This window comes from Arthrobacter zhangbolii (genome assembly GCF_022869865.1).
Taxonomy (GTDB): domain Bacteria; phylum Actinomycetota; class Actinomycetes; order Actinomycetales; family Micrococcaceae; genus Arthrobacter_B; species Arthrobacter_B zhangbolii.
The window spans coordinates 312,681-336,259 of the sequence record NZ_CP094984.1; the positions used below are offsets into that span (position 1 = coordinate 312,681).

The 23,579-nt window shown below is 67.7% G+C and carries 22 protein-coding genes; 10 read left to right on the forward strand and 12 right to left on the reverse strand.

Annotated elements, in window-relative coordinates:
* Positions 1 to 56: 56 nt before the first annotated feature.
* Together MUK71_RS16215 and MUK71_RS01600 are read right to left on the reverse strand one after the other, a co-directional pair.
* Entirely contained in the window at positions 57 to 185 is a 129-nt protein-coding gene (locus tag MUK71_RS16215; protein WP_269436367.1) for a hypothetical protein, read from the reverse strand.
* 148 nt (positions 186 to 333) lie between these two features.
* A complete protein-coding gene (locus MUK71_RS01600; protein ID WP_227929316.1) occupies positions 334 to 1,356 on the reverse strand; it encodes an NADPH:quinone reductase in 1,023 nt (340 codons plus the stop codon).
* Positions 1,357 to 1,457: 101 nt separating this feature from the next.
* Between MUK71_RS01600 and MUK71_RS01605 the strand changes: the two genes are divergently transcribed.
* The 3 genes from MUK71_RS01605 to MUK71_RS01615 all read left to right on the forward strand — a co-directional run bounded on the left by MUK71_RS01605 (position 1,458) and on the right by MUK71_RS01615 (position 5,422).
* Positions 1,458 to 2,564 (forward strand): helix-turn-helix domain-containing protein, encoded by a 1,107-nt coding sequence (locus tag MUK71_RS01605; protein WP_227929317.1) that lies wholly within the window; start codon positions 1,458 to 1,460, stop codon positions 2,562 to 2,564.
* 151 nt (positions 2,565 to 2,715) lie between these two features.
* Positions 2,716 to 4,392, forward strand: a complete 1,677-nt coding sequence (locus MUK71_RS01610; protein ID WP_269436368.1) for a flavin-containing monooxygenase — start codon at positions 2,716 to 2,718, stop codon at positions 4,390 to 4,392.
* A 43-nt stretch (positions 4,393 to 4,435) separates the two neighbouring features.
* Complete coding sequence (locus tag MUK71_RS01615) at positions 4,436 to 5,422, forward strand: alpha/beta hydrolase (RefSeq protein WP_227929318.1); 987 nt, start codon at positions 4,436 to 4,438, stop codon at positions 5,420 to 5,422.
* A gap of 77 nt (positions 5,423 to 5,499) precedes the next feature.
* On the opposite strand, the gene murJ is transcribed toward MUK71_RS01615, so the two are convergent.
* From murJ to MUK71_RS01655, 8 genes are all read right to left on the reverse strand, one after another.
* On the reverse strand, positions 5,500 to 7,215 hold the full coding sequence (gene murJ / locus MUK71_RS01620; RefSeq protein WP_227929319.1) for a murein biosynthesis integral membrane protein MurJ: 1,716 nt from the start codon (positions 7,213 to 7,215) through the stop codon (positions 5,500 to 5,502).
* Between the two features lie 58 nt (positions 7,216 to 7,273).
* On the reverse strand, positions 7,274 to 8,821 hold the full coding sequence (locus MUK71_RS01625; RefSeq protein ID WP_227929320.1) for an LTA synthase family protein: 1,548 nt from the start codon (positions 8,819 to 8,821) through the stop codon (positions 7,274 to 7,276).
* Between the two features lie 146 nt (positions 8,822 to 8,967).
* On the reverse strand, positions 8,968 to 10,041 hold the full coding sequence (locus MUK71_RS01630) for a DNA polymerase IV (protein ID WP_479768624.1): 1,074 nt from the start codon (positions 10,039 to 10,041) through the stop codon (positions 8,968 to 8,970).
* Positions 10,042 to 10,114: 73 nt separating this feature from the next.
* Positions 10,115 to 10,696, reverse strand: a complete 582-nt coding sequence (locus tag MUK71_RS01635) for a YdeI/OmpD-associated family protein (protein ID WP_227929321.1) — start codon at positions 10,694 to 10,696, stop codon at positions 10,115 to 10,117.
* An 80-nt stretch (positions 10,697 to 10,776) separates the two neighbouring features.
* On the reverse strand, positions 10,777 to 11,937 hold the full coding sequence (locus MUK71_RS01640) for a N(5)-(carboxyethyl)ornithine synthase (protein ID WP_227929322.1): 1,161 nt from the start codon (positions 11,935 to 11,937) through the stop codon (positions 10,777 to 10,779).
* On the reverse strand, positions 11,934 to 12,083 hold the full coding sequence (locus MUK71_RS01645; RefSeq protein WP_227904837.1) for a hypothetical protein: 150 nt from the start codon (positions 12,081 to 12,083) through the stop codon (positions 11,934 to 11,936). The genes MUK71_RS01640 and MUK71_RS01645 overlap by 4 nt, the downstream gene beginning before the upstream one ends.
* 158 nt (positions 12,084 to 12,241) lie before the next feature.
* A complete protein-coding gene (locus MUK71_RS01650) occupies positions 12,242 to 12,667 on the reverse strand; it encodes a hypothetical protein (RefSeq protein WP_244802808.1) in 426 nt (141 codons plus the stop codon).
* A gap of 107 nt (positions 12,668 to 12,774) precedes the next feature.
* The gene (locus MUK71_RS01655) at positions 12,775 to 13,776 is read right to left on the reverse strand and encodes a CPBP family intramembrane glutamic endopeptidase (protein WP_227904840.1); all 1,002 of its coding nucleotides are present in this window, start codon (positions 13,774 to 13,776) and stop codon (positions 12,775 to 12,777) included.
* Between the two features lie 168 nt (positions 13,777 to 13,944).
* On the opposite strand from MUK71_RS01655, the gene MUK71_RS01660 reads away from it, so the two are divergent.
* Together MUK71_RS01660 and MUK71_RS01665 are read left to right on the forward strand one after the other, a co-directional pair.
* Positions 13,945 to 15,081 (forward strand): sensor histidine kinase, encoded by a 1,137-nt coding sequence (locus MUK71_RS01660; RefSeq protein WP_227929324.1) that lies wholly within the window; start codon positions 13,945 to 13,947, stop codon positions 15,079 to 15,081.
* The gene (locus MUK71_RS01665) at positions 15,078 to 15,740 is read left to right on the forward strand and encodes a response regulator (protein WP_227904843.1); all 663 of its coding nucleotides are present in this window, start codon (positions 15,078 to 15,080) and stop codon (positions 15,738 to 15,740) included. The genes MUK71_RS01660 and MUK71_RS01665 overlap by 4 nt, the downstream gene beginning before the upstream one ends.
* 102 nt (positions 15,741 to 15,842) lie before the next feature.
* Here MUK71_RS01665 and MUK71_RS01670 read toward each other — a convergent pair whose 3' ends face one another.
* The gene (locus tag MUK71_RS01670) at positions 15,843 to 17,960 is read right to left on the reverse strand and encodes an NAD(P)/FAD-dependent oxidoreductase (protein ID WP_227929325.1); all 2,118 of its coding nucleotides are present in this window, start codon (positions 17,958 to 17,960) and stop codon (positions 15,843 to 15,845) included.
* Between the two features lie 130 nt (positions 17,961 to 18,090).
* On the opposite strand from MUK71_RS01670, the gene MUK71_RS01675 reads away from it, so the two are divergent.
* The 4 genes from MUK71_RS01675 to MUK71_RS01695 are packed head-to-tail and all read left to right on the forward strand — an operon-like array spanning position 18,091 to position 21,795.
* On the forward strand, positions 18,091 to 18,711 hold the full coding sequence (locus MUK71_RS01675; RefSeq protein WP_227929326.1) for a class I SAM-dependent methyltransferase: 621 nt from the start codon (positions 18,091 to 18,093) through the stop codon (positions 18,709 to 18,711).
* A complete protein-coding gene (locus MUK71_RS01680; RefSeq protein ID WP_227929327.1) occupies positions 18,708 to 19,763 on the forward strand; it encodes an acyl-CoA dehydrogenase family protein in 1,056 nt (351 codons plus the stop codon). Before MUK71_RS01675 ends, MUK71_RS01680 begins: the two co-directional genes overlap by 4 nt.
* On the forward strand, positions 19,757 to 21,106 hold the full coding sequence (locus MUK71_RS16220) for a bifunctional PIG-L family deacetylase/class I SAM-dependent methyltransferase (protein ID WP_269436369.1): 1,350 nt from the start codon (positions 19,757 to 19,759) through the stop codon (positions 21,104 to 21,106). The genes MUK71_RS01680 and MUK71_RS16220 overlap by 7 nt, the downstream gene beginning before the upstream one ends.
* The gene (locus tag MUK71_RS01695; protein WP_227929328.1) at positions 21,103 to 21,795 is read left to right on the forward strand and encodes a glycosyltransferase family 2 protein; all 693 of its coding nucleotides are present in this window, start codon (positions 21,103 to 21,105) and stop codon (positions 21,793 to 21,795) included. Before MUK71_RS16220 ends, MUK71_RS01695 begins: the two co-directional genes overlap by 4 nt.
* Positions 21,796 to 21,883: 88 nt before the next feature.
* On the opposite strand, the gene MUK71_RS01700 is transcribed toward MUK71_RS01695, so the two are convergent.
* Positions 21,884 to 22,915 (reverse strand): isopenicillin N synthase family dioxygenase, encoded by a 1,032-nt coding sequence (locus MUK71_RS01700; protein WP_227904872.1) that lies wholly within the window; start codon positions 22,913 to 22,915, stop codon positions 21,884 to 21,886.
* A 150-nt stretch (positions 22,916 to 23,065) separates the two neighbouring features.
* On the opposite strand from MUK71_RS01700, the gene MUK71_RS01705 reads away from it, so the two are divergent.
* The gene (locus MUK71_RS01705) at positions 23,066 to 23,578 is read left to right on the forward strand and encodes a glutathione peroxidase (protein ID WP_279326969.1); all 513 of its coding nucleotides are present in this window, start codon (positions 23,066 to 23,068) and stop codon (positions 23,576 to 23,578) included.
* Position 23,579 lies beyond the last annotated feature (1 nt).

Here is a 23,579-nt window from a genome sequence, read left to right on the forward strand (position 1 = left end):
CCGGGCCTCCCTGGGGCTGCCCGGCTCCGCTGTGAAGATTGGTGCGCGAACGAGTGCTACTTCTGCTCGTCGTCCTTGTTGCCGCTCATGGCGTCCTTGGCCTTGTCCTTGGCCTGGTCCACCTGCTCGGGGTGATTCTTGGCCGCGTCCTTTGCCTTGTCTGCCATTCCGCCCAGATCTGCCATGGGATTCTGCCTTTCCTCGCTAGGGGCCGAAGCGCCTGCCCACTGCCTCGGTTGGTAGGACCCATCCTGCACCCGGGCGCCACCGAACGTAACCCCTGTCAGGTACGCCGGCGGAGGGCAGGCCCCTTGACTAGGTGTCCTCAGAGAACTAGGCGCTTTCCTCAGAGACGCGGATGAGGATCTTGCCGGTGGTGCCGTTTTCGACGGCGTCGTGTGCCGCAGCGGTTTCCTCCAGCGGGAACCAGGTCAGCGGCAGTCCGGCGGAGCCGCCCACCGGCAGGGCACCGTCGCGGAGGGCTGCGGTGATGTCCTCGGCGGCAGCATGCTGGGCGTCTTCACCCACCGTGTAGATGAGCACACCCTGCCAGCGGACGTTCTTGGCGAAGCTGGCCACGATAGGTGCAGTGAATTCCTCGCCGTTGTTGTTGGCGTAGTAGGCAATGCTGCCGTGGTTGGCGATCACCTCCACGTCGAGGGCGGCGTTCTGCGCGGGGGAGACCTCCACAATCTGGTCCACACCGTTCGGGGCTACCTCGCGGATCCGGTCCGCTTCGGCGTCGTCGGGGTAGCGGACAATGTGGTGGGCGCCGGCGGCAGTAGCCAGCTCAGCCTTCGCATCGCTGCTCACCGTGGCAATCACGGTGGCTCCGGCCCAGACGGCGAACTGGATTGCAGCGTGCCCGACGGCGCCGGCACCGCCCTGGACCAGAACGGTGCGTCCGGCGAGGGCCCCGGGGGCGAGCCGGGCAGGGCCGTGTTCATGCACGGTCAGGGCGCGGTGCGCCGTCATGGCGGGCACGCCGAGGCTGGCGGCGACGTCAAACCCGATGCCTTCAGGCAGCTTCACCGCACGGTCCGCGGGGAGGACAGTGAATTCCTGTGCAGTGCCCGTGGGGCGGCCGTGCGCTGCCAGGTAAATCCACACGCGGTCACCTGGCTGCAGGTGCGTGACCCCGTCGCCGACGGCGTCCACCGTACCGGCACCGTCCTGGTTCGGCACCACCTCGGGGAACGGAGGTTCCCCGGCAGCGCGGGCCTTCCAATCGGTGGGATTCACGCCGGAGATAGCGACGCGGACCCGCACTTCGCCCGGACCGGGCGCGGCGACGTCGCGCTCCGCGAGTGAAAGGACGGATGAAGGACCGGTGGCGGAGTACACGATTGATTTCATGGGCGGTACAAGTGCGGTGACCGGCGATCTATTCCCGCCGGCTGCCTTCCGCGGAGGTACACCCATCGCGGAAAAACCGGTAACGGGTTAGCCTGACCCCTATGTTGACCGGCTCGGACAACCCGCGCGAGGAAACTCTGGCACATCGTGGTGCCGGGGCTCCCCGCCGGGCCGATGTCTGGGAAGTCTTCGACGAACTGCTGGAACGGGAGGCCGACCCGTCAACAGTTCTGCAGAGTGTGGCCAGGGTCCTGGGCCGCGGAGCCGGTTTCCGGGCGCCGGACGGGGCAGGGCTCACCGTTGATGCGGACGGGGCGGTACGGCGCGGCACGGGTCCCCTCCCTAGTGGCGCGCGCCGGATCCCGGGAGGTCTGCAGGTTTGGCTGGACGGACCGCCATGCCCGGAGGAGGATCTGCTCCTGCGGCGCCTCGGGATAACTGTGAAGGTGGCCCTGCGGCAGTCAGCCAGGGATGCCCTACCGGCCGCCGAGGTGGTTTTTGATGCGAACCGCCGTCCGGATGAGCGGCTCACGGCGGCACGGCAGCTGGGGCTTTCCGCGGCTGAACTGCTCACCGTCATCGCGATCAGGGGCCCGGCGGAGGGGGTGCAGGAACTGGTGCGGCGGATCGGGAAAACGGCCTCGGTGCTGTGTACCTACGATGACGGGAAGGCCCTGTTTCTGGCAGCCGCAGGCATAGCGGATGCGCTGCAAAGCCTGGCCGTACCCACCGGAGTGCGGGCGGCGTTCTCACGCGGCGTCAATGTCCTGGACCTGCCGGCAGCACACGCCGAGGCACTCCTGGGGCTGCGCTACGCTCTGCCGGCAACCCATGACAGTGCGCCCTATCCCACGAGTGAAGCGGTACTGGTGGAGACAGCGGCCTTGGGCGGGTATGCCCTGCTGCCGGCGTACCTGACCCGGGAGCAGATAGACACCGTGGAGGACGTCCACGTACTCGATGCCTTGCGGAAGGCACACGGTCCGGAGATGCTGCGGATCCTCGAGGCGGTCGCGGCAACGGATTCCGTCCGGCAGGCAGCGCGCTCGGTGTATCTGCACCACAACTCCGTGGCCTACCGGGTTGAGCGCGCCGAGCTGGCACTGGGCTTCACCATCACGGAACCGTACGGACGGACCCGGCTCTTCATTGCCCTCTGTCTGCGCCGGGTCCGCGACTCCGCGGAGCAGGACACGTCCGGCACCTAAGGCCTGGCCGGGTCCTGAAACCGCCAGATGGCGTGCGCCGGAGGCTTTGTTGAGCCACTTGGCCGAAGACGTGTCCCCGGGTTCGATACAGACTGATGGGCACCAGAAAGCCTGGGCCGGCAATGACGCCGGAAAAGGACGGAGTGTCCCGATGACTGTATCGGACGGGCAAACAACCGACTACGACGCCGTAATTGTGGGCGCAGGGTTCGCAGGCATGTACATGTTGAAACGGCTGCGCGATGACCTGGGGCTCAACGTACGGGTCTTTGAACGGGGAGACGGGGTAGGCGGGACCTGGTACTGGAACCGGTACCCGGGGGCGCGGTGCGACGTTGAGTCACTGTTCTATTCCTATTCCTTCTCGCCGGAGCTCCAGCAGGAATGGCAATGGACCGAGCGCTACCCGACCCAGCCGGAGATCCTGCGGTACGCAAACCACGTAGCTGACCGGTTCGGGCTTCGTCCCGACATTGCCTTCTCCACCTCGATCGACAGTGCCCGGTACGACGAAGCGCAGGATCGCTGGACGGTGTACACGGACGACGGCCTCGTCACCACCGCGCAGTACCTGATTACCGCCGTCGGCTGCCTCTCCGCCTCCCGCGTGCCGGACTTCGAGGGCATGGAGACCTTTAGCGGGCCGACGTACCACACCGGGCGGTGGCCCCATGAGGAGGTCGACTTCACCGGCCGCCGGGTGGCGGTGATCGGCACCGGATCCTCGGGAATCCAGTCCATCCCCGTGATTGCCGCTCAGGCGGCGCATGTCACGGTCTTCCAGCGGACCCCGAACTTCTCGGTGCCGGCGGTGAACGGGCCGTTGAGCGCTGCAGAGATCGAGCAAACCAAGGCGAACTACGAGCAGCTGCGTCAGGCGGCACGGATCTCGCCCACCGGGACGAATCCCGCGGCCCCCATCGGCAGCGCACTTGAACTGCCCGAGGATGTCCGGACCCGGGAAATGAAGGAGCGTTGGGACTACGGCGGTGCGGGCTTCCTGTCCGCGTTCATCGATACGGGGGTAAACGCCGAAGCCAATGAGGTGGTGGCGGAGTTTGTCCGTGACCGGATCCGCGAGGTTGTTGAGCGCCCGGACATCGCCGACCTGCTGGTGCCGCGGGACCATCCGATCGGGACGAAGCGGATCTGCGTGGACACCGACTACTACGCAACCTACAACCGGGACAACGTCACCCTCGTCAGTGTCCGCGAGACGCCGATTGAACGGATCACCGAGCGCGGTGTGGTGGTGGCAGGGGAACTCTACGAAGTGGACGACATTGTCTACGCCACGGGTTTTGATGCGATGACCGGCCCACTGAACGCCATCGACATCCGCGGGACGGACGGCGTGGCACTCCGGGAGAAGTGGGTAGCCGGGCCCCGCACCTACCTGGGCATCGCCAGTGCGGGGTTCCCCAACCTCTTTATGATCACTGCCCCCGGCAGCCCGTCCGTGCTGAGCAACATGATGGTCTCCATAGAACAGCACGTGGACTGGATTACCGACCACATCGCGTACGCCCGGGACCACGGCGTCACCAGGACCGACGCCGACCCGACGGCGGAGGAGAACTGGGGCGACCACGTCAACGAGGTAGCCAACATGACCCTCCATCCCCGGGCGGCGTCCTGGTACATGGGCGCCAATATCCCCGGTAAGCCCCGGGTCTTTATGCCGTACATCGGCGGTGTCGGTGCCTATCGCCAGCTGTGTGACCAGGTGGCAGCGGATGGTTACCGCGGTTTCACCCTCAAAACCTCCAACGATGTACGCCCCTCCCGGCAGTCAGCTTCGCAGGCCCCGGTGCCTGCCGAATCCTGACTCCGTCGAATCACTCCCACCTCCCAACAGAATGAAGGACGCCATGACCCTGAAACCCGCTTCATCCATCAGTTCCCGGCATCTGATTGACCCTGAAATTGTCGATCTGCTCGACGTTTTCCCGGTCCTGAACCTTTCGTCTGAGACGCTTCCGAGTGTCCGCGAAATGATGGGAGCCCCGGTCGAGGATGCCCCGGACCCCCAGGAGCTCTTCCCCGACGTCACGACCACCGAGTACTTCGTCCCCGGCGCCGAGGGCGACCCCGACGTGCGGGTCCTCTACTACGAACCCAAAAACAAAACGACGACGTCCTCTGCCGGCATGGTCTGGATCCACGGCGGGGGATACGTCATTGGGTCCGCCGACGCCGACGAGATTCTGTGCCGCCGGATTGTCGCCGAGACCGGGGCATCCATAGCCTCGGTGGACTATCGGCTCGCCCCCGAGACAGCGGCGCCGGGTCTGGTGGAGGACTGCTATGCCGCGCTTCGGTGGCTGCACGGAAAAGCCGCCGAGTTCGGTATCGATGCTGCCCGTATCGCGGTGGGCGGTGCCAGCGCCGGCGGCGGGCTGGCTGCCTGCCTGGCGATCCTGGCCCGGGACCGCGGCGAGTTCCCCATCGCCTACCAGCTGCTCATCTACCCGATGCTGGATGACCGCACGGCCAGCACCCGGGACCCGCACCCGTACGCCGGTGAGTTCCTGTGGACGCAGTCGGACAACCGCTTCGGCTGGACCTCGATCCTTGGCCACGAACCGGGCATCGACGGCGTATCACCCTATACGGCCGCTGCCCGGGTGGAGAGTGTGGCCGGACTGCCGGCGGCGTTCATCAGCGTGGGTGCCCTGGACCTGTTCCTGGAGGAGGACATCGACTATGCCCGCCGGCTGATTGCCGCAGGCGTGCCCACCGAACTGCATGTTTACCCCGGGGCCTACCACGCCTATGACATGAACCCGCAGGCCCAGGTCACCGGGTCCTATTTCCGGGACTTCCTGGGCGGACTGAGCCGGTCACTCAAGGGTTAGCTGCACTGTTTGAAAGAGCGGCGGTCCGGTACACCCGGGCCGCCGCTTCGGCGTCCACAGCCGCTTTCAGGCCGCGCTCACCGGCCGAAGCGCTCGCGGACCAACCCGATCAGCTGCTTGAGCTCGCTGACCCGCAGCAGCCGCAGCATGCCCAAGTAGACGGCGAGCATCAGCACACCGCCCACGGCCAGCACCACCACGGAGTTGAGCCTGGACTGCCAGAAATAGCCGCCCACCTCGTTGGCGCCGAACACCCCGCACAGGGCTGCGCCGGAAGCGGCGGCGGCAAGCCCGGCGAGGGCAAGCCGGACATACACGTCGAAAACGTGCCCGGCACCGTAGGGCCCGATGGCCCGGGTGAGGAAGAGATGGCTCACGACGACGGCGATCACGTTGCCCAGGGAGTAGGCAGCCGCGAGCGTGGGCACAATAAAACGCGGGTCCAGCATGCCGGCGGTCAGGGCAAGGGCCACCCCCACGGCGGAGAGGATCAGCTGGATTTTCAACGGCGTCCGAACATCCTCGGCGGCATAAAAGACCCGGGTGAGGAAGAAGTTGATGCTCAGGAACGGGGTACCGACGGCGAGGATGGCGATGATGGTGCCGTTGAGCGTGGCCACCTCGGGGGATTCGCTGAAGAGCATGCCGAGCGGGCCGGCCAACGCCAGCAGGGCGGCCGCGCCGAAGACAGTGGCCACGCCGGTGAACCGCAGCCCCCGGGAGAGTACCGCCCGCACTGCGGCAAGATCGCCGTTCGCGGAGGCGGCGGAGAGCTGGTTGAACATGATGGTGGCCAGGGACAGGGCTATGACGGCGTGCGGAAGCTGGTACATCAGGACGCCGGTATCCAGGTTGCTGGAGCCTGCAATCTGAACCGGCGGATCCTGCGCCAAAAGACCTTTCCGTGCGTCGGAGGCGATGGTGGCAATGCGCAGGTTTACGAAGTACAACCCGTTGCCCACCAGCATCGTGATGATGGTGACGGACGCCAGTCTGCCGGTCCGTCCCAGCCCGGTCCCACGCAGGCCGAACCTGGGTTTCAGGCCCAGCTTGAGCCGTTGAAGGGGAATAAGCAGGACCAGGGCCTGCACGGCCACACCGAGTGTCATGCCCCCTGCTACCAGGAGGGTCTGCGCCGAGGTCCAGGTCTCGGGGGTGTGCTCCTGCGTGCCTTCGCTGCCCATCACCACCAGGAAGACCGTCAGAAACGCGATGGACACCACGTTGTTCACCACGGGAGCCCACATATAGGGGCCAAAAGAGCCGTTGGCATTCAGGATCTGGCCCACCACGGCATACATCCCGTAGAAGAAGATCTGCGGCAGGCACCAGTAGGCAAACAGCGTGGCCAGCTGCAGGCGTTCATCGGTGAAACCGGTGGTCAGATCCACGATGAGCGGGGCCGCGAGGGTCGCCAGGACCGTGAGGACCAGCAGTACGGCGGCGGCGAGGGTCAGCAGCCTGCTGACGTAGTCCGCTCCGCGGTCCGGCTGCCTGCTCGCGCGGATGATCTGCGGAACCAGGACGGCGTTAAAGACGCCGCCGGCAACCATCAGGTAAATGAAGTTGGGCAGGCTGTTCGCCGAGTTGAACGGATCCGAGACCCCGCCGGCCGTACCGATGGCGGCGGCAAGCAGCGCCGTCCGGATGAGGCCGAGGATCCGGGAGGCCACGGTGCCGGCCGCCATGACGGCGCCGGCGCGGACGGTTGCTTCCGCCCCCGGCCCCGCCTCTGCGGGGCCGTCAACGGCCGCGGGCGCCGCGTTCGGCTGCGGACCGGAGGGTGTACTCATATCGGCCATCGTTTCACGGCACACCGGGAGGCAGCCGCCTCCCGGCACGGGCGCGCAGCTACCGGACCGGGTCCTCGCCAGCCCAGGCCTTCGCATAGAAGCGTGGCGACAGGGAATCCAGCAGCAGGGAGTATGCCTCGGGTTCCAGCGCCTGCGCCGAGCTTTCCGGGACCGCCGGGGCGAAGGCGGAGACGCCAAGCCCGGCGGAGTTATCCCGCAGGGTCAGGCCGGCGGCTTCGAGCAGGGTCGGGTACATGTTCAGCTGGTCAATGTCGGAGCGCAGCGGCTGGCTTCCGCCGGGAACCCAGACGCGGTTGAAGATGGTGCGGTTGGGGTGGTGGTCCAGCTGTTCGTGGAACGCGTCGCCGGCACTCATGTGCTTAAGGTGATCGCCCATGATCACCACCGCTGTGTCCTCGAGGTATCCCTGGGCTTCCATGTACTCCACAAAGCCGGCCACCTGGGTGAGGGAGCAGGCGAACACGGACGTGACCGCGCTATCCGTGTCCACATCGCAGTAATCGTAAATGTGGACCGGCTCGTGGGTGTCCAGGGTCAGCACGGAGAGGTTGAATGGCTGCCCGGTGCGTTCTGCCTCGGCGTGCAGCTCGTCCATCTGCTCCTTGGCGTGGGCGAGCAGGCGCTCGTCGCTCAGGCCCCAGTCCTTGCGGAAGTTCTCCTCGGGTTCCCCGGTGGCGCGCCATTCGTTGAGGCCCTTGACCTCGGAGTAGCCGTGGCTGCCCAGGAAGGTGTCCTTCGCGGCGAACGAGGAGTTGGCGCCGCCCAGGAAGACGCTGGTGTAGCCGTGGTCCTCCAGGGCGTCGCCCAGACAGGTGGAGCCGCCCAGATAGGTGTCGACGTCTTCGCCGAGTTCGTTGGTGGCACTGCCGCCGCCCAGGCCCGAGCCCTTCAGGGGAATGCCGCACTGGGTGGAAACCAGGCCGGCCATGGTCCAGCCCCCGCCGTTGTACTGCTGCAGGTTTTCCACGCTCTGCCAGCCTTCTTCGGCCGGGGTGGCTTCCTTGAGGGGAGCGAAGGCGTCCTTTTCGAAGAGCTGGTCATCGGCGAGGGTGGCTTCACCGGATTCGAGGTAAATGGTCACCAGGTTGCGCTTGTTCTCCGCGCCGGTGACGTTCGGCTCCGCGTAGTAGTCCCCGATGTCATAAGGGGAATTCGCGGCCTTGATGTAGTCGCCAACGCCCACAGTGGTGGCGAAGGCCGTGGTGCCGCCGATGACCACCGCGCCCACCAGGACGGTGGAGACGCTGCGCATGACCCAGCGCGAGCGCGGGGAGGAAAGGTGCTGGCCCCGGGCGCGGTGCTTGCGGCGCCGGGAACGCTGCCAATAGGCGATGGCCAGGGTGATGAGCACGGGCAGGACGCCGACGCCGAGGATGCCCATCCAGACGATGGATCCGCCTCCGCCGTCGGTTTCCACCGACACGAGGTTCAGGAGCATCTGCCCTACCGTGATCTCGCCCCAGAACATCCGGATGCCGATAGCTGCGATGAGCAGGGTGAGGCCCAGCCAGATGAGGAGGTAGACAAGAAGATGCCCTACCACGGCGCCGCTCCGTCGGGCCACGTGAAGATTACGGCCGGACATGGCTACACCTCTCGTTCTGGACGCACGTTTCTCCGGGCACCCTTGACATTCACCCGTTCTCGGGTCATAGAAGACTAATACCGTTAGGGTACCCGTTCAACATGATGGTGCGTTTAGTAACCAGTTGCACACCCGTTGCAGCATGCTCACCAGCCGCCGCGCGTGGGGGTATGGCCCTTCCTGGCGTTCTCCGGCATGGCCATTTCCGCCCGCAGGCCAAGCAGCCGGATCGGGCGGCCGGGCTCGATGGCCCGGGCGAGCTCCAGTGCCCGGTCCAGGACTTCGCCCGGGTCGCGGGTTTCCGGGATCTTCCTGGCGTGGGTCTTGGTGGTGAACGGTGCGTAGCGGACCTTCAGGGTCAGCCCGATCACCGGCCGCCCTTCGGCTTCCACGTCTTTCAGGACGTTCGCGGCCAGCTCCCGCACGGCGTCCTCTACCTGTGCCGCCTCGGTGAGGTCCTGCTGGAAGGTGGTTTCCCGGCTGTGTCCGCGGGCCACCCACGGGGTGTCGTCAACGGTACCGGCGCCGTCGCCGCGGCCCAGCTCCGCGTACCAGGGGCCCATCTTCGGCCCGAACTCGGGCACCAGCGACTGCGGATCGGCGGCGGCCAGCTCCGCAACGGTGGTGATGCCCAGCTTCACGAGCCGGGCGGAGATTTTGTTGCCAACGCCCCACAGCTCCTTGGTGGGCCGGGCCCCCATGACCTCCAGCCAGTTCTCCTTGGTGAGGCGGAAAACCCCGGCGGGCTTGCCCAGGTCGGTGGCGTTTTTTGCCCGCACCAGGGTGTCGCCGATGCCCACGCTGCAGTGCAGTTGCGTCTGCTCCAGGACTGCGGACTGCAACTGGCGGGCGTAGGCCTCGGGATCGTCCGTGGACGTGCCGACGAAGGCTTCGTCCCAGCCCAGGACCTGCACGACGGCGCCGGGCCGGGCGCGCAGCGTGGCCATCACCGTCTCCGAGGCAACGAGGTAGGCGTCGGCGTCGACCGGAAGGATCACGGCGTCGGGCACCTTCCGGGCCGCAATCCGCAGCGGCATCCCGGAGCCAACCCCGAAGGCCCGGGCTTCGTAGGAAGCTGTGGAGACCACCGCCCGTTCCGTGGGGTCACCGCGGCCGCCCACGATCACCGGCTTGCCGGCAAGTTCCGGGCGCCTCAGCACCTCGACGGCGGCAATGAACTGGTCGAGGTCAACATGCAGCACCCAGGGGATAGCGTCCACGCGACCAGTGTGCCGCAGGCACCGCTGCGGGACCAGCAAAAATTTCCCGACAGAACCGCGAACAGTGCAGTCCTCAGCCGTTGCCGGCGGCCAGGCGCGCTACCTGCCGGAGGATGCGCGCGGCACGCACGGCGTCGTTGGGGGCGGTGACCACCTGCAGCAGGACCGGATACCGGGCCGTGCGGCTCAGCGCGGCAAACGCGGCGGCTGCGGCGGGATCGGCGTCGAGCGCGGTCTGCAGATCCGTGGGGACGTCGAGCGCGGCCGCCCCGGAGTAGGCGCTGTCCCAGCGGCCGTCCGCCTTGGCACGGGAGATTTCGGCGTAGCCGCGTTCCCGCATCCGGCCCGCAGCAATAAGGCCTGCGGTCAGTTCGATGTTCCGCTTCGACCACAGCGACCGCGCCCGGCGCGGCGTGAAGTGCTGCCGGTAGGTTCCCTGGTCTCCGCTGTTCCGCCGCCCGTCAATCCAGCCGCTGCACAGGGCCTCCTCCAAGGCCTGGGCGTAGCTCAGCGACGTGGGCGACTGAACGCCCTTCTTCGCGAGGACCAGCCGGACACCGTTGCTGCAGGATTCGTTTTCCTCCAGCCACTCCCGCCAGGCGGCGGCGTCAGCCACAGTCAGTTCGGGAACGGCAGGAGATGGGATTGCGGGCATGCTTCGAGTCTGGCGCATCAACAGGACAGATACTGTCCGCTATCCGGTGCGGACCGGCGCCGACCGTCGGCCCGCACCGTTTACACCGCCAGTGCTGCGTGCGGGTAAACGGCCTGACGGCGCTGGAACTGCAGCACGTCCTTGTTCCGGATGACGCCGTCGCTGATTTCGATCGCCTGCCGGATGGTGTCGTTTTCCGCCCAGGCCGCGGGGCCGCCGATGACGGTTTCCAGGAACGGCAGCAGGGCCTCGCTGATTTCCCAACTGGCGGAGTTCCACAGGTAGGACGGACTGTGGTCCACGGCGTAGTAGTTGATGTGCTCACCCACCTCGAACATGGGGACCGCGAAGGTGGTGGTTTTCGCCCACTCGAAGCCCATGCCCTCATCGCAGGACACATCCACAATCAGGCTCCCGGGCCGGAAGGCGGCCAGGTCCTCGGTGCGCAAATAGGTCAGCGGGGCATTGGGATCCTGGAGCGTGCAGTTCACTACGATGTCGCTCTGGGCCAGGAACGGGGCAAGCGGCACCCGGCCGCGTTCGGTGATGACTTCGCTGAGGAACGGCGCAGAGTCATTGTGGTCGAACTGGGCTATCCGCACCGAGTGGATAGGGGAGCCCACTGCCGCGACACCGCGGTTGGTCAGTACCTGGACGTCGTGGATGCCGTGCGCGTTCAGTGCGGTCACGGCCCCGCGGGCGGTGGCACCGAAACCGATAACGACGGCGCTGAGCCGGCGGCCGTAATCGCCCGTGACGCCGGTCAGGGCGAGGGAATGCAGCACGGAGCTGTAACCGGCCAGCTCGTTGTTCTTGTGGAACACGTGCAGGCCGAAGCCGCCGTCGCCGGCCCAGTGGTTCATGGCCTCGAAGGCAATCAGCGTGAGTTTCTTATCGATCGCGAGCTGGGTGATGGCCCGGTCCTGCACACAGTGCGGCCAGCCCCAGAGGGTCTGCCCGTCCCGCAGCTCGGCAAGGTCCTCCGGCTGCGGCTTGGCCAGCAGGACGACGTCGGCCTCCGCCACTACCTGGGCCCGGGGGAGGATTGCGCCCACCAGCGGTTTCAGCACGGTGTCGGACACACCGAAACTCTCGCCGTACCCCGTTTCGAGGATCAGCTGCTGCCGCACCTCCGGCGCGATGCGTTCCAGATGCAGCGGGTGGAGGGGCAGCCGGCGTTCGGCGGGCTTGCGGGTGCTGGCCAGGACACCGAGAGTGAGATGGTGCTCGGGGCCGGTCACTTCTTTTGGTTGCTTGCTGGCTTTGAGCCGGTGGCCTTGTCCATGGAACCGGACGGAGCTGCTGCGGCCTTCTTCTCGGCGCGTTTTTCCTTGATGGATTTGCCGGACTTCTTGGATGCTGCTTGGCGCGGGGACTTGTCTGACATGTTCGCTCCTGTAGCGGAACCGGAGGGGTTCCTGACTCTGAACCATACAGGTCCGGTTCGTCTCCGGGTTACGCATGTTTTTGCGGAGTACCCGGGCTTGCCCCGACCCTGGGTATACCGGTTATGACCGCCGTGCATGATGCAGAAGCCGCCGCGATCTACTTCAGCGATAAGGCCCCGGTGGGTGAGACCTTGTACAGGCCCACGGTGCCGGACCCGCCCTGCTCCGCGAGCGATTTGGACCGGACCTTCACCTCGAAGGATCCGTCCGGCTTCTCAAACACGTCGTACACCAGGTCCGGGCTGTTCTGCAGGGAATCGGCGACGATCTGCTGTGCGGTGTCGGCAGTCAACGGGGCCTGGGCCCCCGGGAGGGCCGGTGCGGACACGGCAGGCGGTTCCGCGGTCGCCTCCGGGACTGACACTTCGCCCGCAGGCGGTGAGGGCTGCCGGGTGATCGGAGCGGGTGCCGCTGACTTCGCAGCCGTCGCGGAAGGTGTCCGGGACGGTGCGGGATCCGCCGCCTCCGGGCTGACGCTGCAGCCGGAGACAGCCGCCGCCGAGAGGACTAAAGCGGACAGCATTAAAACGGTGGTCCTGGTTGAACTGTTTTCCATACGCAAAGCGATTTCCCCCTGAACAACTGTTAGGCAACCTATCTGCGGGAGCCTAGGCGATGGCGGACCGCCGCTCAAACCCTGGAAGAGGCCGCTGTGGTTCCGGACGTTGGCGGATGACCATTTCGTTCGTGTGGCTTTGCCGTCAACGCCGGTGCAGGAAACGCGCGGGCCGCAATCAGTGAATAGGCCAGCAGGAAGGCGAGCGAAAACGGGAGGGCCGCCAGCGGCATATCGGTGGCGTTGGGGTCTGACAGCCCCACCGATCCCAGGGCAAAAACTCCGACATTGTTGATGACATGCAGGGCGATGGCCGCTTCGAGGCCGCCGGTGCGCCAGGCCAGCCAGCCCGTGGCAACAGCGAAGGCGGCAACATCAATCTGCCCCACCAGCCCGTACCCGTGGCCGAGGACAAACAACGGAACCGGCAGCAGGATTGCAAAGGCCGGATGCCGCAGCCAGGAACCTATGCCCTGCATCAGCAGGCCGCGAAAGGCGTATTCCTCTGCGGTGGCCTGCAGCGGCACAACGGCCAGGACCACCAGCAGCAAAAGCCACACGTTGCCGGAGCTTCCGTCCCCGCGGCCCTCACTGGCCTGCACCCAAGCCTCCGGCAGCAGCAGGCTCAGGCCGTTCCACACCACAAACAGCACTGCGGCCAACCCGAGCAGGCGGGGAAAGACGCGCCAGCGCAGCCGGCCGGTGACGGATGAGAGTGTGCCGGCCGGACGCCTGCCTCCCCAGCGGACGCCCAGTGCTGCCGCCGGCCACAGAAGGCAGATTGTGGCAAGCATAAAGAGCAACTGGGCGGGATCGGTGAGGTCCGCGTCCACGGAGACCGCCCGGTCCACGGCGGTGCCAATGGAAGGCACGAAGATGCCCGCCACCACCAGCGCAACCACTGTCAGCAGCATCAGGACTGCGAACACAGCTACGGCAACCAGAAGGGTGGTTAGCGGGTGCCACCACCTGTTGCCGGGGCGGGCGAGGGCCGCCCGGTGATACGGGTAGGGCTCCGCTGGGAGCCGGGGCAGGTTAGGGACCGGCGGCTCCCGGTGCGGGTCGGTGAATGTCATGAAACCAGCCTGACCGCAGCATGCCGGCTCCCGCTTCGGCCATCGGGTCCTAACCGCCTGCCGGATGGAGGAGATAACCTCATGCTTTCGGCCAATTGCGGGCCCGGCACACAGCTCACTAGGATCGGTGGAATGCCGCCTCTGAGACAACGCCACAGCGCCTGGAGAGTGGCCGGTATTACTGCCGGGACCGGGGTGGCCGGGCTGCTGCTTTTCCTGGTGGTCCAAGGCGCCATGATGCCGCCCGAAGGCGAAGAGGTCACGGGCAGGTTCGCCGCCCTGATGTTCCTGGACTTCCTCCTGGGCCTTGCTGCGCTTGGGCTGCTGCCCCTTGCCCTGCGCCGGGCACCGGTGGGTGCCGGGCTGGCCATCATCGCCGTGAGCGGGCTCTCCAGCCTGGCTTTCCCGGCGGCCTGCCTGTGCATTATCCGCATTGCCGCGCTGCGGCGTCCCAGGTACGTGGCCGCGACCGCGGCAGTCTTTACCGCGGGGATGGCCGCCGGCACAGCCGTCAACCCCGGTGATCCGATCGACGGCGAGATCTGGTGGGTGCTCGTGGCCGCAGTGGTCCCGCTGGTGGTCCTGGTGCTTGTCGGCCTGAACCGCGGCGCGCGGCAGCAGTTGATTGTCTCCCTTCACCACGAAGCGGATAGTGCACGCCGGGAACAGGACGCCCGCGCGGACCAGGCGCGGCTGGCCGAACGCACCCGGATCGCCCGGGAAATGCACGACACCCTGGCCCACCGGCTCAGCCTGATCAGCATGCATGCAGGAGCCTTGGAATACCGGACGGATCTGGACGCCGAGACCATCCGTTCCACGGCCGGGATGCTGCGGGAGACCGCGCATAAGGCAGCAACGGAACTGCGCACCGTGCTGACGGTCCTGCGGGAGGACGAGGCGGAGGCTGCGCCCCAGCCGAACATCGCATCCATTCCGGCATTGGTGGATTCCGCGCGTGCGGCCGGCACCGAGATCACCCTGAGTATTGAACCGGCCCTGCTGGCCACCGGGGAGGATGCTCCCGCGGACGCCACCTCCCGCCACCTGTACCGCGTGGCGCAGGAAGGCATTACCAACGCCCAGAAACACGCCCCGGGCCATCCGGTGACCGTGTCCCTGACCGGTGCCCCCGGACACGGGATTACCGTGAAAGTGAGCAATCCGATTTCCGGCTCTCCGCACCGCTCGCCGGATGGGCTGGGCCTGATCGGGCTGGCCGAACGGGCCCGGCTGTCCGGTGGGTCCTTTGAATCGGGGGCCCGCCAGGGCGTTTACATGACCAAAGTGGAGGTGCCGTGGTGAAGGCGGACAAAGTGCGGGTAATGGTGGTGGATGATGAGCCCCTGATCCGGGCGGGGCTGCGGCTCATCCTCGATGGGGCGCCGGACCTTTCCATTGTCGGTGAAGCGGGCGACGGTGAAACCGCCGTCCGGCTCGCCGCCGAGCTGGAGCCCGACGTCGTACTGATGGACATCCGCATGCCCCGCCTGAGCGGGATCGGAGCCACTGAACGCATGACTGTGCTGCCCGTCCCGCCCAAGGTGATTGTCCTGACCTCATTCGAGACGGATGATTTCATTCTGTCCGCGCTGCGGGCCGGGGCCAGCGGTTTCCTGCTGAAGGACACCGCGCCGGCCGACATAGTCTCAGCGGTCCGCGCCGCGGCGGAGGACAAGCTGCGTTTCTCCCCGGGAATCCTTAAACGTATTGTCGCGGCCGCAGCCACGGTCCGGCCGGCGCCCGCGGTACAGCCCAATCCGCTGCTGGAGCTCAGTGAGCGGGAGCGCGCCGTGGCCCGTGCCGTTGCCCGCGGCCTGACCAACACGGAAATAGGCGCCGAACTCTTCGTCAGCGTGGCTACGGTGAAAACCCATATTGCCAGTGCCTTCACCAAACTCGACGTCACCAACCGTGTCCAGTTGGCCGTGACCGTCCTCCAGGCCGACGCACCGGCCGGGTAGCTTCGGGACCGTTGCCGCCCTGCTTCTCCTAAAAGGGGAAGCCGGCAGGCCGCCATCACTGCGGCCTGCCGGTTTCCCGCGCCCGGGGGAAGGTGCGCCCTCCTAGAGCTCCGTGGCAACCTTCCACGAGGAGTGGATAGCGCCGTGGATGTAGTTGACGGCGCCGGCGTCGCCCACAACGTCGACGTCGATGCCCAGGTCCGCCGCCCGCAGCTCGTCCGCCAGTGGTGAGGCCGACGTCGTACCGTCTGCGTAGACCACCATGTCCGCGGGAGCCGTGAAGGTCTCTTCGCCCACGGTCCACTCCACGCTCTTGGGCGTGATGCGGGTGATGGAGGCGTTGCGGTGGATTTTCACCCCGTGCTTCTCGGCATCCTTCACCGCGGTCCAGCGCCGAGGCATGGCCAGCGGCAGGCCGAGCTGCTGCTTTTCGTGCAGCAGCGTCACGCGGCGGCCGCGCTCGGCGAGGAATTCGGCCAGTTCCAGGCCCACCAGCGAACCGCCGATCACCACCACGTCCTTGCCCATCGGCAGCCAGAACTTGGTGAACTGGCGGACAAACTCGGGGCTCTTGGTGACGCCGGAGAGCCGGCCCAGCTTGCCCAGGGTGCTCAGTACCGCACCGGCTTCCTCGGCAGTGGCCGTTCCGAGCATCATGGCGCGCAGCGTGTCACCGGTCTGCACCACGGGCAGGTCACCGCCGGGGAAGTCCGGCTTGGGGCGGACGGCGCCGGTGGCAATGATGACGTGGTCCGGGTGCAGGGCCCGGATGGATTCCACCGTGGCCGGGGTGTTGAGCTTTACCGCAATGTTCAGCCGCCGGATTTCGGACTTGAACCAGCGCAGCAGCCGCTCGTTGTCGGGGGTGGTCATGGTGGAGAACCACATGGTCCCGCCCAGGCGGTCCGACTTGTCCACCACGGTGACGCGGTGGCCGCGTTCGGTCAGCACGCGGGCGCTTTCCAGGCCCGCGGGGCCGGCGCCGACGACGACCACGTGCTTGGTGGCGGAGGCGGGCTTCAGCGGCAGCAGCGCCTCGTTGCCCAGTGCAGGGTTGACGGCGCAGAACGGGGTGTCGTCAAAGAAGTTCTCGGCCACGCAGAGGTAGCAGTTGATGCACGGGCGGACCTGGTCGAACCTGCCGTCGCGGATCTTGTTCGGCAGTTCCGGATCGGCCAGCAGCTGGCGGCCCATGGCTGCGAAGTCGATCTGCCCGGCGGCCAGTGCCTTCTCGGACACCTCCGGCAGCATACGGCCGACGGCGATGACGGGAACGCTGACCTGCTTTTTGATCTCGGCAGCGTTCTCCAGGTAGGCGCCGACCTTGTTGGGCAGCGGGCCGTCGGTGAAGTTATCGAACGGGTTTCGGCCCCAGCCGGTGACGTGGATGGCGTCCGCGCCGGCGGCTTCGAACAGCTTCGAGGCTTCGGTGGCTTCCTCGAGGGTGAGTCCGCCGTCCTGTCCGTATTCCTGTCCGGCGACACGGACGAGGATGGCCAGGCGGTCGCCGACGCGCTCCTTGACGGCGCTGATGACCTCGCAGGCCAGCCGGGCCCGGTTTTCCAGCGAACCGCCGTACTGATCCGTGCGCTTGTTGTCGCGCTGGTTCAGGAATACCCCGAGGATGTACCCGTGGGCTGCGTGGATTTCGATGGCGTCGCAGCCGGCCCTGGCGATGCGCTCGGCGGCATCGGCCCAGGTCCTGACCAGCCACGCGATGTCCTCGGCGGTCATCTCGCGGTATTCGGTCTGCTTGCCGGCCGTGGCGGCACCCATTTTGCCCAGCTCTTCGCGGGTGCTGTCAGCCAGGGCGGACATGTCATAGGTGTAGTCGGGCTGGTTCGGGGCGAGCACGGGGCGGTCATTGGCCACGTCCACGCGGGCGACCTTGCCGTGGTGGGTGGACTGGATGCACAGCTTGCTGCCGGCGGCGTGGACGGCGTCGGCCAGTGCCTTGAGGCCGGGGATGTATTTGTCATCGGAGAGGCCCGGCTCCTTCATGGAGGCCGCGCCGTACGGGAAGGCGATGGCGCAGGCGCCGGTGATGATCAGGCCTGCACCGCCGGCGGCGCGGGCCACATAGTGGTCAATCTCCGGCTGCTCGATCTCACCGTGCTCCGAGACATTCATGTCCATCGCCGGGAGGACGATCCGGTTGTGCGTTTCCATGGGGCCGATACGGCCCGGAGACATCAGGTGGGGGAAGGTTTTAGTACTCACAGTGGTACTTTACCGCTGATGTTTACACCGTAAACACACGCTGTCGGGTGGGCCACGTACAGCCGTTCCTACCCCTCGGCGGGCGCCCGGGCGGGCGTTTTCCCTCCCCCCGGTTGAGTACGCTGGAAGGATGCGCAAGGAAACCCTCTGGGAAGCTAAAAAGAAGCAAAATCCGGGACACTCCGCCTGGTATATCCAGCGGTTCAAGCAGATGCGGGAGCAGGGCGTGGACCTGCACGGCGAGGCCCGGCTGATCGACGCCATGGTGCCGCGCGGCGCTCGGATTCTCGACGCCGGCGCCGGGCCCGGCCGGGTGGGCGGCGAGCTGGCGCGGCGCGGGCACGCCGTCGTCGGCGTGGATGTGGACCCGGAGCTGATCGACGCTGCCCGGAACGACCATCCCCAGGCCACCTGGCTGGTCGGGGACCTGACCGAACTGGACCTGCCCGCCGAGGGCATCCGCGAACCGTTTGACCTGATTGTCTGCGCCGGCAACGTGATGACGTTCCTGGCCCCCGGCACCGCCCGTGAAGTGCTGGCCCGGATGCGTGCGCACCTCGCGCCGGAAGGACGGGTAGTGATCGGTTTCGGTGCCGGGCGCGGTTACGACTTCGGGCAGTTCTTCGCCGACGCCGAGGCAGCCGGGCTGGGCGTGGACCTGAAGCTGTCCACCTGGGACCTGCGCCCGCTGACCCCGGACGCCGGCTTCCTGGTGGCGGTACTCTCGGCCGCACCCGGCGGCGGGGAGTGAGACGTCCCGTCCTGCTGGACTCCGACGCCCCGTCGGCAGCGTGGCTGGACGCGTTAGCCGACCTGGCCCGCCGGGCCGCGGCGGTGGAAGGATCTGTCGACGCCGCCCTGGGCCTGCTGGCACCGGCTGAGACGCTGGCGCCGCTGCCCGGCACCGGCACCACGGTGCGGCTCTGGGAGCTGCTGGCCACCCTGGGTGCGGCAGACCTTACCGCGGCCCGGGTAGTCGAGCCCCACCTCGACGCCCTGGCCATTCTTGCCCAGGCCGGCCTGGACCATCCCGGAAGCGCGGGTTCCGCCGGGGCTTCCTGGGGTGTGTACGCCGCCGAAGGCTCCGGGCTCCGGCTGGATGCCCGGCCGGAAGGCGGCGGCTGGCGCCTGGCCGGCACCAAACCCTGGTGCTCCCTGGCAGCACAGCTGGACCGTGCGGTGGTCACCGCGCATACCGGCCCCGGCACCCGCCGGGCCTTCGCCGTGGACCTCCGCCATGCCGGTGTCCGTCCCGGCCGGGGGACCTGGGCCAGCCGCGGGCTGACCGCCGTGGACAGCACCGCGGTGGAGTTCACCGACGTGCCGGCGGTGCCCGTGGGCGGGGATAACTGGTACCTCCAACGCAGCGGCTTCGCCTGGGGCGGTATCGGCGTTGCCGCGGTCTGGTTTGGGGGTGCCGTGGGGGTTGCCCGCCGGCTGGCCGCCGCCGCCCGAAACCGGGAACCGGACCAGATTGCCCTCATGCTGCTGGGCCAGACGGACACCGCCCTGCACGCGGCCCGCCGCGTCCTGGCCGCCGCGGCGGCTGACGTCGATGCCGCCCGCGCGGACGGGCCCGACGGCGCGCTGCTCGCCGGACAGGTGAGGGCGGTGGTGGCGGACGCCGCCGAGCAGGTCCTCCGGCTGGCCGGGCACGGGCTGGGTCCGGGGCCGCTGACCGGCGAGGAGGAGTACGCCCGGCGGGTGGCGGACCTGCAGGTCTATCTGCGCCAGCACCACGCCGAACGGGACTCGGCAGCCCTTGGCCGCGCCCTGCTCACCGCCGGGGGAGAACCATGGTGAGCTTCACGCACCGGGACCCCACCCCCGGAGAGAACATCTGGCAGCCGGTGCTGGCCGGCCTGCCCGGGCTGGCGGACGTGCTTTCGGAGCCGCCGCGCCGGATGGTGGTCCTGGCCGCGCATCCGGATGATGAGTCCCTCGGCGCCGGCGGGCTGATCGCGACCCTCGCGGCGGCCGGCACCGCCGTCGACGTGGTGGTGGCAACCGCCGGGGAAGCCTCCCACCCCGATTCCCCGACCCACACTCCGCAGACCCTGACCGTGCTGCGGGAAGCGGAGCTGCGCGCCGCCGTCGCGCGGCTCGCTCCGGATGCCAGGGTTCACCTGTTGGGGTTGCCGGACGGGCAGCTGGCCGCCCGATGCGCGGAGCTGGACACCTTCCTGGCCGGGCTGGTCGGCACCGACACGGACGGCCTCTGGCTGGCTGCCCCCTGGCGCCGGGACGGGCATACCGACCACGACGCCGCCGGAGCCGCTGCCGCCCGGCTGGCCGCCAAGGCCCGGGTACCGCTGCTGGAATACCCGATCTGGCTCTGGCACTGGGGCGCCGCGGCGGACCTGCCGCAGGGCATGCACACGCTGGCCCTGCCCCGGGACGCCGCTGCCGCCAAGGCCGCGGCAATGGGGGAGCACCGCAGCCAGGTGGCTCCGCTTTCGGACCGGCCGGGGGACGAGGCGCTCCTGGCGCCGGAGGTCCTGGCGCACTTCGAGCGCCCCTTCGAAACCTTCATCGTGACCGTACCGCGGACCGGCAAGCAGGTTTTCGAGGACCTCTATGCCTCCTCGCCGGACCCCTGGAACTTCGGAGACAGCTTCTACGAACGGCGCAAACGGGAGCTGACCCTGGCCCTGCTGCCCCGGGAACGGTTCGGCCGCGTCTTTGAACCCGGCTGCTCCATCGGCGTGCTCACCGAAGAGCTGGCCCGGCGCGCGGACAGCGTCACCGCCATGGACATTTCCGCGCGCGCCCTGGAACTGGCCCGGCAGCGGATCGGGGCGGACCAGCGGATCCGGTTTAGCCAGGGCTCCATTCCCGAGGACTGGCCGGAGGGCAGCTTCGATCTGGTGGTCCTCTCCGAGATCGGCTATTTCCTCACCCGGGAGCAGCTGCGCGAAACGGTCCAGCGGGCGGCGGCCGCCCTGGACCGAGACGGCGTGCTGCTGCTCTGCCACTGGCGGCATCCGATCCGGGACTGGCCGATGGACGCGGACGAGGTGCACGAGGTGTTCCGCGCCGGCAGCGGCCTGGAACTGCTGGCTGAACACTCTGAAGCCGACTTCCGCATCGACGTGCTGGTACATCCGCCGGCCCGGTCCGTGGCAGAACGCGAAGGGCTGCTGTGACCCGGCCGCACGTCGGCGTCGTCATTCCTGCCCGCGATGAGGAACAGCTGCTGCCCCGCTGCCTGGCTGCAGTGGCCGCCGCCGTGGCGGCACTAAAGGGCCGGGTTGTCCCCGCGGAGGTGAGCGTGGCCGTGGTGCTTGACTCCTGTACCGACGGCTCCGCCCGGGCGGCAGCGCAGGCGGGCCGGCGGCTGGGCCTGGACCTGCACCTGCTGCAGACGGATGCGGGGTCGGTGGGTGCGGCCCGTCATGTTGGCACCGCCGCCATGCTTGGGCTTGGTGCGCAGTGGATTGCCGTCACGGACGCGGACACTGTGGTGCCGGCCAGTTGGCTGGTCATTCAGCTGGGCTTCGCCGACGCCGGCTATGAGCTGGTCCTGGGCACCGTGGAGCCTGACGCCGCTGACCTCAGCGCGGAGCACCTGGCACGCTGGCATGCCGAACACCGGCTGACCGAAGGCCACCCCCACATCCACGGGGCGAACATGGCCTTCTCCGCACGTGCCTACACCGCCGCCGGCGGCTTCGAACCCCTGCACATCCACGAAGACGTCCAGCTGGTCTCACGGATCCGGGCCGCCGGGGCAGGCTGGACCGCCACCGACAGGATGCGGGCGGTCACCTCCGGTCGGCTGGACGGGCGGGTGCCGGCCGGCTTTTCCGGCTACCTGCGCCGGCTCGGGGCCTGAGCTTTCGCACCGGCAGGAAAACGCCGACGGCGCCGCCCGGCGGAGAGGCCGGGCAGCGCCGTCGGCGCGGTGGTCCTGGAAACAGGGCCTACTTGCCCGCCACCAGCTCCGGGTGGTGCAGCTTGGCCACCTGCGGGTGGGCACGCAGCCAGCCCTTAAGCACGTTGGCGCCGTAGGAGGCCAGCATGGGGTTGTCCGGATCATCAGAGATCCCGCGGGACTGACCGGCCAGCGCCGGCGGCAGCTGCACCGGGTCAATGACGGCGTCCAGCCGCGGGGACCAGAAGAACGGAATGGCGTACCGGTCCACGCCCGGTGCCGGTGCCAGCACCCGGTGGATGGTGGCCGAGAGGTAGCCCTGGGTGGCTACCTCCAGCATCTCGCCCAGGTTCACCACCAGGGCGCCGGGGATGGGTTCCACCGGGATCCAGGTGTCGGACTCGTGCGGCTTCACTTCCAGCCCGCCCACCGAATCCTGCAGCAGCAGCGTGACGAAACCGTAGTCGGCGTGCGAGCCAACTCCCTGCGTGCCCGCTTCCTTCACCACGCCGCCCACGTAGTGGATGAGCTTGGCCATCCAGGCCGGGGTGCCCTCAAACGGTTCGGTGAAGTGGTCCTCCGGCAGCTCCAGGGACACGGCGATGGCGGCGAGCAGCTCCGCACCCACCTCGGACATCCGCTCGGCCCAGGCCATGGACGTGCTGCGCAGCTCGGGCAGTACCTCGTCCGGGAACAGGTTCGGGCCCTGTACCAGCCAGTACGGCTGATCGGCCGGGTAGTCCGCGGCGGGCTCGCGTTCCGGTCCGAAGTCCACCTGTTCACGCGAATCCGGGCGGCCGCGGGTGATTTCGGTGCCGAGCCGGGTGTAGCCGCGGAAGTGCGGGGACTTGCGGTTGTCCAGGGCAAGCCGGTCCTCCAGGGGGAGGTCGAAGAACCGCTTGGTCACACTGAACAGGTCCTCCACCATCGCTTCGCCGGCACCGTAGCCAACGAGCTGGAAGAAGCCGATCCGGTGCGTCGCATCGCGCAGCTGGTCAATGAATTCGGGGTTGAAGGAGCCGTCGGCATTGCGGGCCGTGCTCAGGTCAAGAACAGGAATTGACTCGGGAATCGCACTCATTCCGGCAACGTATCACCGGGCCGAGTCAACTCTGAACCGAATGTTACGAAGTGCTATCCGCCACTCTCCCAACCCGCTGCGGATAACCGGAATTGGGTGTCCGGTCCGCTGATGCGATGAAATGGGAGCACGTCAACGGAAAGGCACACCGTGCAGAACAGCACCGAGAACAGCACCCTCTACGGGATTCCCCTGACCCTTCTGGACGGCACCGAAACCACGTTCGGGGACCTGTTCAGCGGCAAGGCCGTGCTGGTGGTCAACGTGGCGTCGCGCTGCGGATACACGCAGCAGTACGAAGGGCTGCAGGCCCTCTACGAGACCTACCAGCACCGGAACTTCGCCGTCCTTGGTGTGCCCAGCAACCAGTTCGCCGGGCAGGAACCGGGCACGGCAGAGGACATCGCCGAGTTCTGCTCGCGCAACTACGGCGTGAGCTTCCCGCTCGCGGCCAAGACCGACGTCAACGGACCCGCCCGGCACCCGCTCTACGCCGAGCTGACGAAGTTCCGCGACGGGGACCTGGGTGAGGAGATCGGCTGGAACTTCGAGAAGTTCCTGGTTACCGATTCCGGTGAGGTGGTGGGCCGCTTCGCCTCCGCCGTCGCTCCCGGCGCCCCGGAAATCCAGGAGTCCGTGGAGGCCGTACTGCGCCTCGAGTAGG

What these genes read in the sequence shown, in the direction of transcription:
- MUK71_RS16215 (WP_269436367.1), bottom strand. Translation starts at nt 185, where the DNA reads ATGGCAGATCTGGGCGGAATGGCAGACAAGGCAAAGGACGCGGCCAAG.
- MUK71_RS01600 (WP_227929316.1), bottom strand. Translation starts at nt 1,356, where the DNA reads ATGAAATCAATCGTGTACTCCGCCACCGGTCCTTCATCCGTCCTTTCA.
- MUK71_RS01605 (WP_227929317.1), top strand. Translation starts at nt 1,458, where the DNA reads ATGTTGACCGGCTCGGACAACCCGCGCGAGGAAACTCTGGCACATCGT.
- MUK71_RS01610 (WP_269436368.1), top strand. Translation starts at nt 2,716, where the DNA reads ATGACTGTATCGGACGGGCAAACAACCGACTACGACGCCGTAATTGTG.
- MUK71_RS01615 (WP_227929318.1), top strand. Translation starts at nt 4,436, where the DNA reads ATGACCCTGAAACCCGCTTCATCCATCAGTTCCCGGCATCTGATTGAC.
- murJ (WP_227929319.1), bottom strand. Translation starts at nt 7,215, where the DNA reads ATGAGTACACCCTCCGGTCCGCAGCCGAACGCGGCGCCCGCGGCCGTT.
- MUK71_RS01625 (WP_227929320.1), bottom strand. Translation starts at nt 8,821, where the DNA reads ATGTCCGGCCGTAATCTTCACGTGGCCCGACGGAGCGGCGCCGTGGTA.
- MUK71_RS01635 (WP_227929321.1), bottom strand. Translation starts at nt 10,696, where the DNA reads ATGCCCGCAATCCCATCTCCTGCCGTTCCCGAACTGACTGTGGCTGAC.
- MUK71_RS01645 (WP_227904837.1), bottom strand. Translation starts at nt 12,083, where the DNA reads ATGTCAGACAAGTCCCCGCGCCAAGCAGCATCCAAGAAGTCCGGCAAA.
- MUK71_RS01650 (WP_244802808.1), bottom strand. Translation starts at nt 12,667, where the DNA reads ATGCTGTCCGCTTTAGTCCTCTCGGCGGCGGCTGTCTCCGGCTGCAGC.
- MUK71_RS01655 (WP_227904840.1), bottom strand. Translation starts at nt 13,776, where the DNA reads ATGACATTCACCGACCCGCACCGGGAGCCGCCGGTCCCTAACCTGCCC.
- MUK71_RS01675 (WP_227929326.1), top strand. Translation starts at nt 18,091, where the DNA reads ATGCGCAAGGAAACCCTCTGGGAAGCTAAAAAGAAGCAAAATCCGGGA.
- MUK71_RS16220 (WP_269436369.1), top strand. Translation starts at nt 19,757, where the DNA reads ATGGTGAGCTTCACGCACCGGGACCCCACCCCCGGAGAGAACATCTGG.
- MUK71_RS01700 (WP_227904872.1), bottom strand. Translation starts at nt 22,915, where the DNA reads ATGAGTGCGATTCCCGAGTCAATTCCTGTTCTTGACCTGAGCACGGCC.